Below are 18,492 nucleotides of genomic sequence, written 5' to 3'. Positions count from 1 at the left end.
CTTCCCCTTTATGCCATTAGGATTTAACCGCTCCTGCAAGAGCGCCATCCACAAGGTATTTCTGTATGAACGTGTACAGAATGATCAATGGTGCAGCCACGATCGTTATTCCGCATGCAAGCAGCGGCCAGTTATTCCCGTACTGCCCTCTGAACTCTTTTAGGCCAAACGTGATCGGATAATTAGCCGGACTTGGAAGATACATGATCGGACCTACAAAGTCATTCCACACCCCAATCGCGGTCAGAATGACACCTGTTGCTATCACAGGTTTCATAAGGGGCAGAATAATTTGGAACAAGTAACGAATATATCCGGAACCGTCCATCCCTGCGGCTTCATCCAGATCTCTGCTGATCGATTTGATATAGCCCACAAACATCATGAATACAACGCCTGTGCCCGTCGTTTTCAGTAAAATATAACCGAGCTTGGTATCGTAACCGAAAAATGAAACACTCTCTTTAAAGGACAGCATTAATTTATATTGGGCTACCATCGGGTTCGGAAGGAACTGGGACAGCAAGAAGAACATATAAATGAATCCGCTCCACATGACATATCCGCGCGCAACCGGAAAAGCGGCAAACAACGAAACAATGATGGTAAGCCCCGTTGCCGCCACCGTGTAAATCAGACTGTTGGTGAAATAACCGGCAAAATTGCCCTCAGACCATGCTTGCGTGTAGTTGCCCCATTCAATGTTCTGGACGATCCCAATGGGATTGAGCAAATATTCATTAAAGGATTTAAGCGAAATGTTGAACACCAGCAGAAGCGGCACGACATACAGAATCAGAAGCAGAAATACGACGCCGTAAGAAAGAATTTGAGTTGTTTTGGAATTCTGCATCAATATTCCACCTCTCTCTTACGCGTTTGTCTGACGGCAACAACAACAAAGAGGAGAATAATCAAGAACTGTATCACGGAAAGCGCAGAAGGAAGACCCATTTCCAAGCTGCCGCGGAATGTTTCCTTGTACACGTCATATGCCATCGTTCTGGTATTAAATCGACCGTCTGTTGTTGCCAAAATGATATCAAACGTCGACATAGCCCCAATAATAGACAGCAGCATATTCACCGTGAAAGACGGTGCAATGAGAGGAAAGGTAATATGACGGAAGGATTGCCATTTGCTAGTGCCGTCAATATGACCTGCTTCATATAAATCTTTTGGAACCGACTGCAGTCCTGCCAGAAAGATCAACATGGAGTATCCCATGTACATCCAAATCTGTACGAATATAATATAGCCGAACGCATGGGTGAAACTTCCGAAGAACATATCCTGATATCCGAAAAGAACATCGTAGAGGCGGTTAACCGGTCCGTTTAACGGATCAAACATCATCCCCCAGATTAGGGCAACCACAGCTACGCCTAGTACAACCGGCAAGAAAAACACCGCACGATAGAAATAATCTCCTTTAAGGCGTTGATTGATGATCACGGCAATAAATAGAGCAACTCCATTTTGTACAATCGTAACAACGAACATGAAGATCAGGGTATTTATAATGGAGCGCCAGCGTTCGCCTGAATTTCCCGAGAAGAATAAATCCTTGTAATTATCAAGCCCCACAAATTGATAGGTGCTGCCGGGGAGGTTTTTAACGTCGGTAAAGGAGTAAATGACCGTCAATATCGAAGGTCCAAAATAAAAAACAATGTATAATGCCATGGGTATCAGCAGCAGCAATAATGGTATGAAGCGATTAAACCCTTTTCCAAATGGATACATCTCTCTCACCTCGCAAATCCCGATTCAATAAATGTCGGGGCCTGTTGCACAGACCCCGATTACAGTATGGTTCATTCTATATAGGTCTCTTTATAGTAGAAGAAATCTTTATTTAGGAGCTGCGGCTTCCCATTCTTTTTGCTGAATGTCAGCCAATTCCTTCGCTGTTTTGTAAAGGCCGCCCGGAGCCAGGAATTCAGTATGAACACCCTCAGCAGCCAGATGCTCGCCGATATTCTGACGGTTGATCATCATGATTTCGTACGCCAATTCAAAGTCCCCCAGATACGGAGTAAGTTCGTTGTCGATAAAATCGCTTTCGGTTTGAATGTTATCCTGTGTTGGAATGAAACCGGCAGCCTTTACAAATGTCGTGTAGTTCTCCGGTTCGGAGAAGAACTCAAGCCATTTCAATGCTCCCTCTTTGTTCGGTCCTTTCTCGGCAGCATACCAGGTTACATCATACTTGCCGACAAAGGATGCATTCTTCGCTGCATCTTCTGTTGCAGGAAGCGGGAAGTATCCGAACTTCAGCTCTGGGTTTGCAGCTGCAATGGTTGGAGCATCCCAGGATCCATCAGCCAGCATCGCCGCTTTGCCTGTTGCAAAATAAGAAGGCGCTGTTGCATAATCAATCCCCATGAATCCGTCAATCATGTAATTGTCTTGAAGCGTCTTCATTTTTTCCAATACTTCGACTGCCTCTTCATCGTTATAAGCCGTCTCGCCTTTCCAAACACCCTCAATCCATTTCTGTTGATCTCCGCCACCCAGAATTTTGGCTTGCAGAGCGAATACAGGGAGTTTCAAAGGCCATACGTCTTTACCTGCAACAACAATCGGGGTAATGCCTTTGGCTTTCAGATCATCATTGAGCATAATGAACTCCGACCACGTTTTTGGAACGCTCAGACCATTTTGCTCGAAAATCTCTTTATTATAGAAAAGGCCGGACATGGCTACCTTGCCTGTTGGAACTGCATAGACTTTATCGTTATAAGTTCCGGCTTTTTCGATATCGTTAGCATTATAATTCTTAATGAAGGCTTGGTCCGATAAATCTGCGATCAGTCCTGTATCAATCCACTGCTGCCAATCGGGCACCTTAGCACCTGGCGTCCATTCCTGCGGAGAAAGTCTCATCCCGGACAAATCAGCCAGAACGTCCACATCGTTTGCCGTGATTCTCGCTCTCTGCGCCTGCTTAAATTCATCATCCGGTCCTGTAGTGGTATATTCCACCTTATACTCAGGGTACTTCTCTTCAAATTTCTTGTTGATCTCTTCAACTGCTTTATTGATGTTATCCTGTTTCCAGTGTAAAATTTTGATGACCTTCTTATCGCCTTTAGCCGGTGTTTCTTTATCGGCCGAATCACTGCTTCCTCCGCAAGCCGTTAGCGAGAAAGTCAAAGCACCCGCCAGAAGTACTGCTGATAATTTCTTAATCATTTCTTTACCCCCTGAAATTAATTTGCAATTCATTTATGAAACCGGATTCATTATTCCGCTTCTTTTCGTCCAGTATAGTCTTGATGCTACGAAAATTTCAGTAATCCATTTCGTAATTCAGCGAATTATACCGAAAGCGGTTTCGTAAGGCCTATTATTACTCATAACATTTTGTTTGTCAAAGCTTTTTTTAACCTCATTCAATACAATTTTTCGTCTCGTTATCATTCCGTTATTTCCCCTTGATACTCCAGCTATATAGCCGCTTCCTTCCATTGACTTAAAGTACTAAAGCGGATACACTATTTTTACGAAACAGTTTCGAATAGAGAATTATAAAAAGTTTCGAACGAATCACCTTAAACGTAAAAACAAGTTGAAAGCGGCATTTTTTATGCTGATATTTAGGTTTTTTTAACAATTATAACGAAAATCCACGAAAATTTCGGGGTGACTTGATAAACAAATAAGGGGCGTTTAGTATGGGGTTGAATATTAAAACAATCGCTAAAATGGCGGGGGTATCCGTTTCCACCGTCTCCAAGATTATTAACAACTATAGTGATGTATCCGAGGAGACCAAAGCTCGTGTGCTGGAAATCATGAAAGAAACCGGATATACCCCCTCCAACTCCGCGAAAACATTAGCCACGAAAAAATCCAATTTAATAGGCGTTATTTTTGCCGGGAAATTGAATGTGGATTTTACCCATCCTTTTTTCGTTGAGGTTCTGAATTCGTTCAAGAAACAAATGGGTGTCCTCGGTTACGACCTTCTGTTTTTTTCGAATGAAAAATTCCAGGGTGATGATGCCGACTATCTCGGAAGATGTCGTCATTATCAGGTGGACGGCTGTGTCATTATATCCGGGGAAGAAATCGAGCCCTCCATTAAGGAGCTTGATGAGAGCGACATTCCGTGTATTGGGGTCGACATTGAGCTGATCGGCGAAATGTCGGGGCACATTATGTCGGACAACTATAAAATGTCCTCGAAGGTCGTTGAACATTTCTACCTCCAAGGCTTCAGAGACTTAGGATTCATTGGGGGCAGCAAGGAATCTGAAATCTCCAACATGCGTGAGGCCGGTTATCGCAACGCTATGGAGAGCTTCGGGCTTCCTGCCCGTACGGAGTGGTTTCTGAACGGGGATGACTTTTACGAAGCAAGCGGATATAAGGCCATGACACGGTTGATCCAGGCAGGATCGCTGCCCCGTGCCATCTTTGCAGCCTCCGATCAGATTGCCATTGGGGCCATCCAGGCGCTTCAGGAGCAAGGCCTGAATGTGCCAGACAATGTTTCGATCATTGGCTGTGACGATATTGAAGCATGTAAATATACTACACCCAAGTTAACGACCATTCGTCAAAACAAAGACAAGATCGGCCGATTGGCCGCACTTATGCTCTACGACCTGATCAATAAGCAATCACCGGTCAGCTCGTTTGTTGTTGAGCCTGAGCTTATCGTACGCGAATCTTGCGGGAGCAAGACACATCACTTCGGTTACTTCTGATTGCTTGTCCAATTGGACCGACGGTCTTCCTCACCTTCCTCACCTTCCTCACCCGGAAGGCCGCCCTTCTGCTCGCTTGGACAGCACTATCTACTTTCCATCCATCTACATACTAAAAAAAGCTTAGAGCCACAGGCCCTAAGCTTTTTTTAATATGAGTATTAGAGGTCGTAGTACAGGGAGTACTCATGCGGATGAACACGGATGTTAACCGCTTTAGCTTCAGAGCGCTTGAGCTCAATGAAGTTATCGAGGAATTCCTGCGTAAACACGCCGCCCTCAGTCAAGAATTCGCTGTCTGCTTGAAGAGCATCCAAAGCCTCATCCAGGGAACCTGGTACGCTGCGGATTTCTCTCTTCTCAGCATCAGACAGTTCGTAGATGTTCTTATCGAATGGTCCGTAGCCCAGTGCCGTCGGATCGATTTTGCGCTTGATGCCATCCAGGCCAGCCATCAGCATGGCCGAGAATGCAAGGTAAGGATTCGCCGTGGAGTCCGGTGTACGGAACTCAATGCGGCAGCCTTTAGGTGTTACAGCTGCAACCGGAATCCGAACTGCTGCGGAACGATTGCCTTTGGAGTACACGAGGTTAACCGGTGCTTCATAGCCTGGAACCAGACGTTTGAAGGAGTTTGTGCTCGGATTTGTCAAAGCAATCAATGCCGGTGCATGGTACAGAATACCGCCAATGTAGTGGATAGCCGTTTCGCTCAGGTTAGCATAAGCTCCTTTTTCGTAGAACAAAGGGGTATCGCCATCGAAAATGGATTGGTGAACGTGCATGCCGCTTCCGTTATCTCCGAACAGTGGCTTCGGCATGAATGTAGCCGTTTTGCCATATTGGCGAGCCGTGTTATGCACGATGTATTTATAGATCAACAAATTGTCAGCTGTTTTCTTTAATGTGTCAAAACGGAAGTTGATTTCAGCCTGCCCTGCCGTTGCTACCTCATGGTGATGACGCTCAACCCGCAGTCCTGCCTCCTCAAGCAAACGGCACATTTCGCTGCGAATGTCCTGCTGTGTATCAATAGGTGCCACTGGAACGTATCCGCCCTTAACGCCAACTTTGAAACCAAGGTTGCCGCCTTCTTCCTTGCGGTTGGTATTCCAGTTTGCTTCCTCGGAGTCTACAAAGTAGCTGGAGCTGTTCATGGAGCTTTCGTAGCGAACATCATCGAACAGGAAAAACTCGGATTCAGGTGCGAAGAATGCTGCTGTACCGATTCCCGCCTCTTGAAGATATTGCTCAGCGCGAGCTGCGATACCGCGTGGATCACGCTCGTAAGCATCGCCCTCCGGTGTAAAGATGTTGCTCATAATGTTAAGTGTAGGATGTGCTGTAAATGGATCGATATAGCAAGATTCCGGATCTGGCATCATTACCATATCTGATTCTTCAATGCCGCGGAATCCTGGAATAGAAGATCCATCAAACGCTACCCCGTTCACGAATGTTTCTTCATCTACCTCTGAAGCCGGCAAGGTAATGTGATGCGCCCGTCCCGACAAGTCCACAAAACGAAAATCGACCCACTCAATATTGTTCTCTTTAATGGTTTGCAATACTTTCTCTACCGACATGTCTCTTCCTCCCAATTTCCGAACATTAAGACTAAAACAGCTTAACAATGTTCATAATCTTTCGATTTCTTTTCGTCATTATATGCCGGGAGATAACCTGACGTCAATACCTATGTAAGGTATTTTTAAAAATGATGTTATATATACTGACATTGAAAACCAGTTAATGTAAACGAAGCAAAAAGACACCTGCGAGCTTGCTGCAAGTGTCTACTACTATAAATAAGGGACTGGCCCAGCTATCCTCATATAGCGAACGATATGCTTAAGTCTATCAAATTCACCTATATCGATTATTATACGCGCACAAATTCAGAGGCAGGTGCTTTTGAAGTGGCAAAGCTTTTACCTACCAATGGAGCCAGTTGCTCCAAGTCTTTCAGCAGCGCGGCGAATTGATCCGGGAACAGCGATTGAACGCCATCTCCCGTCATGGAATTGTCAGGATCCGTATGCATCTCAATGATAAGACCGTCTGCTCCAGCCGCTACAGAAGCCTTGGACATCGGTTCTACGAGCTCGCGCCGGCCCGTTCCGTGACTTGGGTCCGAGATCACCGGAAGATGGCTCAACCCTTGCAGAACCGGGATGGCAGATAAATCCAATGTATTTCGGGTATACGTTTCGAATGTTCGGATTCCGCGTTCACAGAGCATAACATTCGGATTGCCGCCGGCAAGAATATATTCCGCTGCATTCAGTAACTCATCATAGGTGGCGCTAAAGCCTCTCTTGAGCAAAACCGGCTTGCCGCAGGTGCCCAGTTTGCGAAGCAGATCAAAATTCTGCATATTTCGGGTACCTACTTGAAGAATATCGGCATACTCGGCGCAAATATCAACGTATTCGGGGGTCATAACCTCTGTTATCGTCAGCAGGCCATGTTTTTGGCCCGCTTCAGCCATCATGATCAAACCCTCGACGCCAACACCCTGGAAGCTGTATGGACCCGTACGAGGCTTAAATGCGCCTCCTCTGAGCACTTGCCCACCTGCTGCCTTGACCAGCTGTGCAATCTCGTCAATCTGCTGCGCAGATTCCACTGCGCACGGTCCCCCCATGACAACCAGGTTGCCGCCGCCAATCCTGGTGCCCTTAATATCGATAACGGTATCATCCGGATGGAAATCACGGCTCGCCAGCTTGTAGGACTTGGAGATCTTGACTACGTTCTCTACACCTTTCATTTGACGAAGATGCTCCGCAAGTTTCGGATTCACACTGCCGATAAGACCGATTACCGTCCGATCCGCTCCTCGGGATACATGAGCCTGCAGTCCTTCCTTCTCAATTTCCCCTACGATATGCTGTACTTGTTCCTCTAATATTTGATTTGAAGTGATAACGATCATTATATAACCTTCTTTCTGAATATATTCCTGTTTGTGAATGAGTTAATGCTCACTTTCGCGCTTGTTCGCTTTTAAGCTTTTATGCTTTTAACTGATAAAGTAAATATACAGAAAAAATCTCCCGTCGTCAAGCCCATTCTTCAAGCCTTCATGATCGGGAGATCTGGTCTTTCCGTTTACAATAACGTTTTATTACGTCCTTCTGCCACTTTTCGCTTAACCAGCGGTATGACAATTCTTACGGTTGTCCCGATGCCAGCACGGCTGAACAAAGTGACCCCATATTCATTACCGTAGTGAAGCTTGATCCGTTGGTCTACATTCCGAATGCCGTATCCGGCATTGGTCAGATCCTGACCAGCTGTATTATCAAGAACTCTGCCGGGAGGGAAGCCCACGCCGTTATCAATGATTTTGAATTCCAGCACATCTTCCACTTCCAGCACTGTGGCCGTAATTCGGATATGAATATACTCCCCGGTCCATGCATGCTCCAGCACATTCTCGATAAACGGCTGCAGTATCAATTTCACCGTTTCATACCGTACCACCTCAGGCGCATAATCATAGGTAACCTGCATCCGCTCATCGTATTTGATCTTTTGAATATCAACATACGCCTGAGCCTGTTCCAATTCATTCTTCACCGAGATGATATTACGGCCATCATTCAGCGACAGACGGTAAAACTTCGCCAAATCCATCACCATGCGCTGAAGTTTATCCAGCATCCCGAACCGTGCCAAGCGGCTGATGGAAGATAGCGTATTGTATAGGAAATGCGGATTAATCTGCGCATGAAGCGACTCCAGCTCCGCTTCTTTTTTCTGCAGATCGGCAAGATACACCTCATTGATCAGTTTACCGATATTGCTGCCCATATCGTTCAGAGCAGAGGAGATGTGGGTGAACTCATCATTTCCTTTAAAAGACACCCTTTTATGGAATTCACCTTCCTGAAATGAATCAAGCACCGATACGATTTTGGACACCCTTCGACTGAAATATCTTGAGACCACGATGCTGACAACAAAAAAGATACCAATGCAAATGAGACAGATCAGATAGGTTAGATTACGTATCTTTACGGTATCTTTCTCCACAATTTGGGCAGGAACCACGGCAATGAGATCCCAGCCCAGCTGAGGAATCGGCTTGCGGATAAGCAAATCCCCGTTCTTACGGAGCTCCTTCTCTCTAAAGACGTTGGTCTGCTTGCCGCCCGATGACAGGACCACGCGTCCTTGGGAATCCGATAAATACAACGCTGTGCCATCGCCGATCTTGTTGTAATCCATGCTTTCGAACAAATCTGTCATGCTGACATTAATCCGCATGAATCCGATCTCCTGCGGTTTAATGGTCGTACTGATATCGACCAGTCTCCGCAGCAATGAGATACGGCCGTTGCTCGCATCATCCTCGATCTGTTTCCACTGGAGTGTTACTCCGTAATTCTCTTCCTTGGGATATAATTTATACCAGGTCCTGTTCTCAAGCCGCTCATATTGATAAATATCGAATAGACGTTTGTTCGAGTCGAGCGGATCCGAATACGCGTAACTGTCATAGATCTCCCTAAGATCGTCATTGCGCAGATAGATCGACAGCCAAATCCTCCGGTTCGCTGTGCTCACCGCTGTCTCCAGCTTCGGAATGAGCACATTGATCGTTGTATCGTAGCTTACCCAGGCGCTTTCTGTATATCGCAGCCGGCTGTTAAAGGTCGTATCGAAATACAGCATGTCTGATATTCGAATCATATCCTCCATCTTGTAAGAAATATTCTCGCTCATTTGATGAAGTGTTCCCTGGATGTTGTTGTACGTCTGCTCACGAGTTGACTTAACGAAGACTTGATTCGCGATTTGACCCACAAGCAATACCGGTATAATGATGAACACACAGTACGAAATCATCAACTTGTAACCGAATGGTATCTTGACCCGTATTCGTTCGAATTTCCCCGCCATAACATGCATGACCCCACATCTAATCTGTATTTTGCAAGTTAAGAGTGCTTGCGCCGGTATTCCAAGGGTGTCATTCCGTACATTTCCTTAAACTGCCGACTGAAATAAGGTAAATATTGATACCCGGTCTGTGACGCAATTTCGTATATTTTCAGCTTGGTTGTCTTGAGCAGGTCTCTCGCACGCTCCATGCGGAGTTTAATCACATAATCGCTGAAGTTATGCCCGGTTTCTTCTTTGAAGAGTACCCCGAGATAATTCGGTGAGAAAGAAAAACGGTTTGCCATATCTCGCAGTGTAATGTTCTCATGCATGCGCGCCTGAATATTCTCAATAATCTCTTCGACCAAGCGTCCATTCTTGGTTGATTTTCGGTTTTTGAGCATTTCCGATATTTCCATTGCCTTCATTCGCAGCCATGAGAAAATATCATCCATCGTTTCAAAGTGCAGCAAAATATCAAAATTCTTGAGCTCCAAGCCTGCCATTCGGTACAATTCTTCATTAATCGTCTGAAGATGACCTTCCAGCTTTACCATGATATACACAGCTAAATTGCGTATCGTGAACTTGGAACGTATATTGGAAGCAAGTAATTGAATCGCTTCCAATTCATCATAGATACGAACAATATCATACTCTGTCATGGCTGTAAACAATGCATCGAAGCGGATATCGAGACTTTTTACATCTTCACGATCTTCGGTAGGCACCTCGCTGTACAGAATCCATCTGCCTTTGCCCCGAAACATCTTATAGTCCAGGGCAGCTAAAGCCTCCTGATAGGATGTATGGAGATCCTCCAGCTTGTGGACGGCCTTACCTTCCCCTACAGTCATGGTATAGGCGCATTCTTGCTTCAATTCTTCCAGAAGGGACTGAATCTCCGCTTTGCCTCGGCCACCGCTAAGCAGCACGGCTGTCCGCTGATCGTTCACCTTGCATATATGCTCAAAGCCGTTCGCGTCGAGAAGTTTATGTAATCTTGCAAAGTAGTTCTCCACAACACTAAGCTTTTCCTCGGAATCGAGCGAGCTGTTGCGCCATGTACTCACATTATCAAGTTCCAGCAAAATGACGCACACCGGCCAATGAAGCTCTGTAAAACGGTACTCCCGCTTGATGATATCCAGTATCGCGCCATCGTAAGGCTTCTGAAGAATTTGCAGCAAGTATTGATTTTTGAGGATAGGGATCATCTGCTGATAGGCCTGCTCCGTCTCCTTGCGTTCATGAAGGCGATCGAGCTCAAGTTTCACTTTTGTCAGGGCATCGATCAGTTCCTGATCTTCCATCGGCTTCAAAACATAACTGCATGCGTTCAAAGCGATAGCCTGCTTCACGTAACCAAAGTCCTGGTAACCGCTTACGAAGATAATCCGAAGTTCCTCCTGCAATTTCAGCGCCCGCTGTGCAAGCTCCAGCCCGGTCATATTGGGCATGCGGACATCGGTAACGAGGATGTCGATCTTCTCCCTCTCGAGAACCTCATAGGCGGCGAAGCCATTATTGACCGAGTCTATCACTTTCATTCCGAGATTCTCCCATGGAATAAAGCTCTTCATGCCCTCTAGGTCCAGTATTTCATCGTCTGCCAGCAGCACTTTATACACAGGTTACCATCTCCCCTATAAATTCCGATAAGGGTATACTGCATCAGCAGCATACCCTTCTTGGTTTAAGTAAAGATTATTATTGGCCTTTCATTTTTGTAACGTTTTCTTGCCATTTCGTTGTTTTGAATGCAAGAAGTTTATCGTATCCAGCAGATTGTGCATCCGCTTCAGCCTTGTCGAGGATAGCCAATACTTCTGCATCATCCTTCGCATACAGGGCTTTCGCTCTGGATTCTGTAAAGATATCTTCTACACGCTGACGGATAATTCCTTCCTCGCTGTCCGGAGCCGGATCGAGGTTGATGTATTCCGTAGCATTCGCTTGGGTTTTCCAAGTGATTTCATACTGCCAACGAGTGGACCAGTTGCGCTGCTCTTCTGGCAATGTACTCTCGTATTTTGCTTTTGCTGTATCAATAAATACCGTGTTACCATTCCAGTGCAGATTCGTTGTGATTGCTTGAAGTTTGTTAAGACCGGCTGCATCAGATACATATTTCTCCGTGAATTTAGGTGTCACGCCGTCTTCTTCAAAGCCATCCCAATATCCTCCTGGAGGGCCCCACATCAGAACGCTTTGTCCTTCAGGACCTGTGTACCAATCCAGGAAAGCAAAGATAGCTTCTGGATCTTTAGCGGACTTCGTAATTACGCTTACGTTCCAACCCAATTGAGTATAAGTACCAGGGAAGATTTTGTTCTTGTCGAGGCCTTCTTTGTGAATCGGCCAGATCATGAAGTATCCTCCATTTGGATCTTTTGCTGCCAACTCTGCATGAGCGTTCATTGCATTTTCAGTCGGGCTTGATGCAGCGTATACTGCAACGCGTCCAGTGTTCACTTTCTCTTTAACCTGGTCAACCGTTTGAGTCATAGCATCCTGAGAAATCAATTTCTCACGGAACAGCTTCGCAGAATACTGCATCGACTCACGGAAGATTGGATCCGTAAAGATAGAAGTCAGCTTATCGCCATTAGGTACGCCGCGGATGCTGATCCAGCGAGTTAGAGCATTTTCAGCAAAAGCGGAATACAGAACTTCAATGCCTTGACCTTGAACGTGTGGTTCAAACGGAACAACTTTATCGCCATACTTGGCTTTTACTGCTTTCAGGTATTCATACAAATCATCTGTGGTTTCCAGTTTAGGAGAACCCAGCTCTGTGTAAATTTGTTTATTAACAACATACCCTGCATTACCATTCGGCTGGTTTGTATACCAGTTCGGGAACTGATACAGTTTGCCGTCAGGGGAACGAAGCATGTTCAGACCTTCTTCACCCATCCATTCTTTCAGGTTAGGATATTTATCGAGATATTCATCATAAGGCACAAGCATGTCAGCTTGACGCAGCTTCTCTACATCCGGTCCACGGTCCATCCACATGACATCCGGAAGCTGAGTGGAAGCAATCATAGTGTTGAATTTTTGCTGCGCGTTACCTTGCGAATGAATTGCGTTTACGGTTACTTTCTTATTCTCTTTAATCCATTTCGAAGATTCGTCTTGCCCCCATGGAGGCATGGTATACTCGTTATAATGACCGTAGAAACTGAACTCCAGTGGAGTTTCGCCAAGTACAAACTTGCCTGCTTCTTCTGTTGGAGGCGTGCTAGTTCCACCTTTGTCCGCAGGAGCTGGGTCAGCAGTTTTCGCTCCGCCGCCGCATGCCGAAAGCATGAGCGCTGCAGTCAGCAAGGCCGTCATCGATGTGGTCAGCGATTTCTTTCTCAACCTCATTCTCTAATTTCCCCTTTCGTCTTTACACTTGATATTTATGTCCAAAGCTCATGCTTCAAACAACACCTGTTATCTCTTCCTACTCTTTCAGGGAACCTACCAGAACACCCTTAACGAAGTGCTTCTGGACAAATGGATACACCATAATAATCGGAAGCGTTGCCACCATCATAGTTGCCATGGACAGCGATTTAGAAGTTACACTCTGCATCCGTGAGAGAACGGCTTGAGAAGCCGAATCCAGGTTGCTCATCTGTTCAGACATAATATTAGAATTCAATATTTGGCGAAGCATGGTCTGAATGGGCAGCAGGTTCTCGTTATTGATATAAATACTTGGCAAGAACCATTCATTCCAATGGGAAACTGCCGTAAATAACGATAATGTTGCGATAACCGGACCGGACAGCGGGAGAATGATTTTGAAGAAAATACCCCAGTTGCCGCAGCCATCAATCTTGGCGGATTCCTCAAGACCATTCGGAAGACCGTTGAAGAAAGTCCGGAAGATGATCATGTTCCACACGCTTACCAAGCCCGGAATAATGAACACCCAGAAGGAGTCCATCAGACCCAAACCACGAACGAGCATAAAGGTTGGGATCAAGCCGCCGCCAAAATACATCGTAATGATACACATAATCATGTAGTACTTGCGGCCAATCAATTCGCTCTTGGTCATCCCGTAAGCAAAGATGGATGTTACGAGTATGGAGGAGATGGTTCCGATCACGGTACGAAGCACCGAAATCTTGAAACCATTCAGCAGCCTGGTATCCTGAAACACGATCCCGTAATTCTCCAATGTAAAGTCCCGGGGCCAAAAGGTAACGCCACCCATTGCTGTATCTGAACCCGAGTTAAATGAAATGACCAGTCCGTTCCAAAACGGATAAAAAGTTACAAAGGCCAATAATGCCAGAAAGATATATATAATAACCATCATCACTTTGTCACCGAATGCTAACCGTACCAAAACTACCGACTCCCTTCATCACAATGTTCTCTTACCATAAGCTGTTACCTGATTTACGTGCGATCAAGTTGGCAATCGTCAGAAGCATGACGCTGATTACCGCTTTAAACAAGCCTACAGCCGTTGCATATGAGAATCGGGAATTTTCAATACCTATTCGATAAACATACGTGTCGATAACGTCGGAAACCTCTCGCAATACCGGGTTCTTAGCCAAGAGCAAGATGTCTTCGAAACCTGCAGTAAGCAAGTTACCAATGGCAAGAATCATGAAAATACTTACAACCGGCATAATCGAGGGAAGCGTAATCGTAAAGATCTGTCTGAACTTGCTTGCACCATCCATGTCAGCAGCTTCGTACATATGCGGGTCAACCCCGGCCACAGCTGCCAAGTATACGATGGAGGAGAACCCGATTTCTTTCCAAACCCCTGTCGTTACGAGAATTGTCCAGAAGTATTCCGGAATGGACAGGAAGTTGAGCGGTTCCTCAATCAAATTCAGCTTCTGAAGCAAAATATTTACGCTGCCGTTATCCGTTGACAAGAGAGAAATCGCAAAGCCTGAAACGATAACCCAAGACAGGAAGTGCGGCAGATAACTGACCGTTTGCACGAGTCTTTTGAAGAACATATGCCGGACTTCGTTCAGCATAAGTGCAAGCAGAATCGGTGCAGGGAATCCAATGAGAAACTTGAGCAAACTGATTACGATCGTATTTCTCATGACCGTCATAAACTCTGGTGATTCAAAGAACATTTCGAAATGTTTGAATCCTGCCCAAGGGCTGTCACCCATGCCTTTAAAAATGTTAAAATCCTGAAAAGCCATCAAAATACCGTACATCGGTATATAGCTAAACACAAAAATGAGTGCGAGTGCAGGAAGCACCATTAACTGAATATCCCATTGTTTAGCAAAGCGAATTAACAAGCTGTCCTTCTTCCGTTTTGGAACAGGTTCCTGTTCTACGGATATTTGCGCCATATCCAACCCCCCGTGTGTTCTATGCCATGAAGTTTATCTGATGTCTAACATTGTAGTTTAAACTATCAAATATAAACATTTGCCTATTCAACGAAAAATGATATTATTCAATCGAAAAGTGAAACGCTTACACAACATGGAATATTGCTTTCTTATGTAAAGTGAGAGATATGGCTTTTAGAAAAATTACAGTTTCCACCTTTTAATCCTATGATTTGTAATAAACATTTCTGAAATCAAACATGAAAAGACCCATCGCAAACAGTACCTGCGATGGGTCTTAATTGAGCATATAAATGGCAATTCTTATGACTTACTCTTCACCCGAACCGGGGGAAGCAGCTTGCTCATATTCACCGTGCGTTTGATTTCCCAAGTATCCGGCTTATCGTGTTCATACTGTTCCAAATAAGCGATGACTTCCTTGGTAATTGGAGTCGGTGTTGATGCCCCTGATGTAACTGCCACTTTGCCTACTCCTTCAAGCCATTCGCGTTTCAGTTCCGTCACATCCCCGATACGGTAAGCGGGAACGCCTGCAATCTCTTCAGATACCTGGGCAAGCCGGTTCGAGTTATTGCTCCGCGGATCTCCAACCACAATAACCAAATCCGACTGTCCCGCTTGCTCGGCTACAGCTTCCTGCCGCACTTGCGTGGCAAGACAGATCTCGTTATGAATCTCTGCTCCCGGAAATTTATCCAGCAGACTCTTCATGATATGCTTGATATCCCACTGGCTCATCGTAGTCTGATTCGTAATGGTGATTCGGGATGACTTCACCTGCAGCTGCTCGATCTCTTCCTCGTTCTCGATAAGATGCACATGATCCGGCGCGATGCCAATGGCACCTTCCGGCTCCGGATGACCCTTCTTGCCGATATAAATGATTTCATATCCGTCGGCTACCTTTTCCCGGATTAAATCATGGGTTTTGGTAACATCCGGACAAGTGGCGTCCAGTGTCGTTAACCCTTTGTCCCGTGCAAGCTTGCGTACTTCCGGAGAGACCCCGTGCGCGGTAAAAATAACGGTGCCGCTCTCCACCTGACTCAGGATTTCCATCCGATTCGGACCGTCCAGGGTAATGATGCCTTCATCTTCAAAGGATTGCGTTACATGACTGTTGTGAACAATCATGCCCAATATATAAATAGGCCGAGGAAGATCCAAATTCTGGGCCGCCTGACGTGCCAATACCATGGCATCAACGACTCCATAACAATAACCTCTCGGTGATATTCTCAAGACTTCGATGATCCTCACCTGCTTTCCCTTGTAATACGTAAACGATCTAGTCTATTATAACCTATTCCAGAGGAGGAGCAAATACGACGGGCAGCCAGACGATAAAGGTACTGCCTTCCCCTCTTCGGGTTACAACCTCCACAGACCCCTTATGCTCATCAATGATCCACTTGGCAATGGAGAGTCCAAGTCCGGTCCCGCTCGTGATGCCTCTGGATTGATCCGCACGGTAGAAACGTTCGAATATGAACGGAACCTCGTCCTTATCCATACCGATTCCCGTATCCGAAATTCGAAGCCCGACCTGTCCCTTGTACAGGACAACATCCAGGCTCACCTCGCCCTCCGGCGTGTACTTGAATGCATTCTCAATGAATATGAACAGCATCTGCTGTAAATAATCCTTGTTGCCTTCCACGTAAACACCATTCAGAACGGACAGTTCGCCCACATGCCACTCTGCCGTTTTCTCCAGGAAATGAGCCCGCCTTGCGACCTCTTCAACCAACGGCTGGAGTGGTACGGGATCCAGCTCGAAGGTCTGGCCGGTATCGGCTCTTGCCAGAGACAGCATATCGTTCACCAGCCGGCTCATCCGCTTGGCTTCATCCGATATATCTCCCACCGCTTCGAATGAGATCTGCTTGATCGTGGCTTCGTCCATATCCGCTCTTTCGCCGGGTGCTACCTCCCACATTTTTTGCAGCAGATCCACATTCCCCCGAATGGTTGTCAATGGAGTTCTAAGCTCATGGGAAGCATCCGATACAAAACGGCGTTGTGCGGCGTAGGCATCCTCAAGCTCTTTGTAGAACCCCTCCGTCCTCTCAAGCATCCCGTTAAAGGTACCAATCAGCTGCCCGATCTCGTCCTGCGGCCCGTCGTATTCGATTCGCACGCTAAGGTCCGTGCCCTTCTGGATCTGCTCCGCCGCCTCGGTGACCTTGCCGATCGGTTTCATGGATTTGCGTGCCAGAAACAGTCCCAAGGTTGATGCAATCACAAGTGTGGCTGCCGAGCCCATGATCAGGATGGATTGGAGCCGGTCCAGGGTTTGTTCGATGGTACGCGTGTTAGCACCGACTTGTATCCACCCAAACAATTTCCCTGAATTTGTCTCTACAACACGATTTTCAAATACCAAAAACGAATTACCGTTCACGGTAACACGCTTAAACGCTTGTTTTGAATTTAAAGCCTTCTCTACAGAAGGGACGTCAAATTGAATGCCGCTAAAAGCCATATTTTGAGATTGCCATAGTTTACCATTATAAAATGTATAGGTCTGTACATACAGATCTGCTTCTTCCAAGCTGATAGCCGAGGATCTATTAGGCAGAACCTCCACCGCCCCTTGCGTGAAACCAATTTTGTCAGCCTGCTGCTCAATACGCTGCTTTAACTCCTCATACGTATACAAATGGACAAAGCCATACACCGCCGAGCTGAAAATCAGCAGTGTCACAAATAAGATGCCGGTATACCACGCTGTCAGTCTTAACCGAATGGACATGCTAGTTATCTCCTCTTAAAATATAGCCGGCTCCACGGATCGTCTGGATCAGCCGTTTACCTCCATGTTCCTCGGTCTTCTGCCGGAGCATGGCGATATAAACCTCCAGCACATTGGACTCTCCGCTGTAGTCATAGCCCCATATTTTATCCATAATCAAATCGCGCGACAGGACCCGCTTCGGATTTTGCATAAACAGATGCAGCAGCTCAAACTCCTTCGCCGTCAGCTCCAGTCTCTGACCGCTGCGAATGACTTCCCTCGCATCCGTATCCATTATGAGATCCTCGTAGGTCAGCCGGTGGTTAGACGAATCGTCGCCGGTTTTACGGCGCAGCAGCGCCCTTACGCGGGCAAGAAGCTCTTCCAGCGCAAACGGCTTAACCAGATAATCATCGGCTCCGGTATCGAGTCCCTTCACCCGGTTCTCCACTTCGTCCTTCGCCGTCAGCATCAGCACCGGTATCGTGCTTCCGCCTTCCCGGAGTCTACGCAACGCTTCAAATCCATCCACTTGAGGCATCATCACATCCAGAACGACAACATCCGGCTCCTCACTCAATATCACTTTCAATCCTTCTGCTCCGTTGGATGCGGTCAGGACATCGTAGCCCTCAAACGCAAGTCCTCTGCGCAGCATGGAAATAATCTTCTCATCATCATCTACAATTAATATCCGGGATCGCATAGCGGCATCTCCTCTATCTTCTAGCGTTATATTTAGTACGACGTTACAATCCCATTATATCGGTCGTCTCAAGGACAAGACAAGCGGAAGGGA

14 protein-coding genes are annotated in these 18,492 nt (G+C 46.2%); 1 reads left to right on the top strand and 13 read right to left on the bottom strand.

Annotated elements, in window-relative coordinates; translation table 11 throughout:
* Positions 1–16: 16 nt before the first annotated feature.
* The 3 genes from B9D94_RS06000 to B9D94_RS05990 form a co-directional block, all read right to left on the bottom strand.
* Positions 17–853: a carbohydrate ABC transporter permease gene (locus B9D94_RS06000; protein WP_006212184.1), complete on the bottom strand. Its 837-nt coding sequence runs from the start codon at positions 851–853 to the stop codon at positions 17–19.
* Entirely contained in the window at positions 853–1,746 is an 894-nt protein-coding gene (locus B9D94_RS05995; protein ID WP_006212185.1) for a carbohydrate ABC transporter permease, read from the bottom strand. Before B9D94_RS05995 ends, B9D94_RS06000 begins: the two co-directional genes overlap by 1 nt.
* Positions 1,747–1,854: 108 nt before the next feature.
* Positions 1,855–3,198 carry an ABC transporter substrate-binding protein gene (locus B9D94_RS05990; RefSeq protein ID WP_148246612.1) on the bottom strand — a complete coding sequence of 448 codons (1,344 nt, stop codon included), beginning with the start codon at positions 3,196–3,198 and terminating at the stop codon, positions 1,855–1,857.
* 482 nt (positions 3,199–3,680) lie between these two features.
* Here B9D94_RS05990 and B9D94_RS05985 point away from each other — a divergent pair, with 482 nt between their 5' ends.
* Positions 3,681–4,718 (top strand): LacI family DNA-binding transcriptional regulator, encoded by a 1,038-nt coding sequence (locus tag B9D94_RS05985; protein ID WP_172963910.1) that lies wholly within the window; start codon positions 3,681–3,683, stop codon positions 4,716–4,718.
* A gap of 161 nt (positions 4,719–4,879) precedes the next feature.
* On the opposite strand, the gene glnA is transcribed toward B9D94_RS05985, so the two are convergent.
* The 10 genes from glnA to B9D94_RS05935 form a co-directional block, all read right to left on the bottom strand.
* Positions 4,880–6,304 carry a type I glutamate--ammonia ligase gene (gene glnA / locus B9D94_RS05980; protein ID WP_006212186.1) on the bottom strand — a complete coding sequence of 475 codons (1,425 nt, stop codon included), beginning with the start codon at positions 6,302–6,304 and terminating at the stop codon, positions 4,880–4,882.
* Positions 6,305–6,600: 296 nt separating this feature from the next.
* Positions 6,601–7,656: a 3-deoxy-7-phosphoheptulonate synthase gene (gene aroF / locus B9D94_RS05975; protein ID WP_036639642.1), complete on the bottom strand. Its 1,056-nt coding sequence runs from the start codon at positions 7,654–7,656 to the stop codon at positions 6,601–6,603.
* Positions 7,657–7,832: 176 nt separating this feature from the next.
* Positions 7,833–9,629 (bottom strand): sensor histidine kinase, encoded by a 1,797-nt coding sequence (locus B9D94_RS05970; RefSeq protein ID WP_006212188.1) that lies wholly within the window; start codon positions 9,627–9,629, stop codon positions 7,833–7,835.
* 38 nt (positions 9,630–9,667) lie between these two features.
* On the bottom strand, positions 9,668–11,242 hold the full coding sequence (locus B9D94_RS05965; RefSeq protein WP_006212189.1) for a helix-turn-helix domain-containing protein: 1,575 nt from the start codon (positions 11,240–11,242) through the stop codon (positions 9,668–9,670).
* A 79-nt stretch (positions 11,243–11,321) separates the two neighbouring features.
* Positions 11,322–12,986, bottom strand: a complete 1,665-nt coding sequence (locus tag B9D94_RS05960) for an extracellular solute-binding protein (protein ID WP_148246611.1) — start codon at positions 12,984–12,986, stop codon at positions 11,322–11,324.
* A gap of 79 nt (positions 12,987–13,065) precedes the next feature.
* On the bottom strand, positions 13,066–13,962 hold the full coding sequence (locus B9D94_RS05955; protein WP_006212191.1) for a carbohydrate ABC transporter permease: 897 nt from the start codon (positions 13,960–13,962) through the stop codon (positions 13,066–13,068).
* Between the two features lie 31 nt (positions 13,963–13,993).
* Positions 13,994–14,950 (bottom strand): ABC transporter permease, encoded by a 957-nt coding sequence (locus B9D94_RS05950; protein ID WP_006212192.1) that lies wholly within the window; start codon positions 14,948–14,950, stop codon positions 13,994–13,996.
* A 306-nt stretch (positions 14,951–15,256) separates the two neighbouring features.
* Positions 15,257–16,207, bottom strand: coding sequence for a 4-hydroxy-3-methylbut-2-enyl diphosphate reductase (locus tag B9D94_RS05945; protein WP_040680968.1), 951 nt, complete (start codon positions 16,205–16,207; stop codon positions 15,257–15,259).
* A 52-nt stretch (positions 16,208–16,259) separates the two neighbouring features.
* The gene (locus B9D94_RS05940) at positions 16,260–17,711 is read right to left on the bottom strand and encodes a sensor histidine kinase (RefSeq protein ID WP_006212194.1); all 1,452 of its coding nucleotides are present in this window, start codon (positions 17,709–17,711) and stop codon (positions 16,260–16,262) included.
* 1 nt (position 17,712) lies between these two features.
* Positions 17,713–18,399, bottom strand: coding sequence for a response regulator transcription factor (locus B9D94_RS05935; RefSeq protein ID WP_076151530.1), 687 nt, complete (start codon positions 18,397–18,399; stop codon positions 17,713–17,715).
* Between the last annotated feature and the right edge of the window lie 93 nt (positions 18,400–18,492).

Origin of the sequence: Paenibacillus sp. Cedars, assembly GCF_003184205.1 — a bacterium.
Taxonomy (GTDB): Bacteria; Bacillota; Bacilli; order Paenibacillales; family Paenibacillaceae; genus Paenibacillus_AQ; species Paenibacillus_AQ glucanolyticus.
This window is presented reverse-complemented; position numbering and strand designations above follow the sequence as displayed.

Coding starts and splice junctions, on each gene's coding strand:
- B9D94_RS05985 (WP_172963910.1), top strand. CDS start 3,681: ATGGGGTTGAATATTAAAACAATCGCTAAAATGGCGGGGGTATCCGTT.
- B9D94_RS05995 (WP_006212185.1), bottom strand. CDS start 1,746: ATGTATCCATTTGGAAAAGGGTTTAATCGCTTCATACCATTATTGCTG.
- B9D94_RS05970 (WP_006212188.1), bottom strand. CDS start 9,629: ATGGCGGGGAAATTCGAACGAATACGGGTCAAGATACCATTCGGTTAC.
- aroF (WP_036639642.1), bottom strand. CDS start 7,656: ATGATCGTTATCACTTCAAATCAAATATTAGAGGAACAAGTACAGCAT.
- B9D94_RS05950 (WP_006212192.1), bottom strand. CDS start 14,950: ATGGCGCAAATATCCGTAGAACAGGAACCTGTTCCAAAACGGAAGAAG.
- B9D94_RS05935 (WP_076151530.1), bottom strand. CDS start 18,399: ATGCGATCCCGGATATTAATTGTAGATGATGATGAGAAGATTATTTCC.
- B9D94_RS05960 (WP_148246611.1), bottom strand. CDS start 12,986: ATGAGGTTGAGAAAGAAATCGCTGACCACATCGATGACGGCCTTGCTG.
- B9D94_RS06000 (WP_006212184.1), bottom strand. CDS start 853: ATGCAGAATTCCAAAACAACTCAAATTCTTTCTTACGGCGTCGTATTT.
- B9D94_RS05940 (WP_006212194.1), bottom strand. CDS start 17,711: ATGTCCATTCGGTTAAGACTGACAGCGTGGTATACCGGCATCTTATTT.
- B9D94_RS05990 (WP_148246612.1), bottom strand. CDS start 3,198: ATGATTAAGAAATTATCAGCAGTACTTCTGGCGGGTGCTTTGACTTTC.
- glnA (WP_006212186.1), bottom strand. CDS start 6,304: ATGTCGGTAGAGAAAGTATTGCAAACCATTAAAGAGAACAATATTGAG.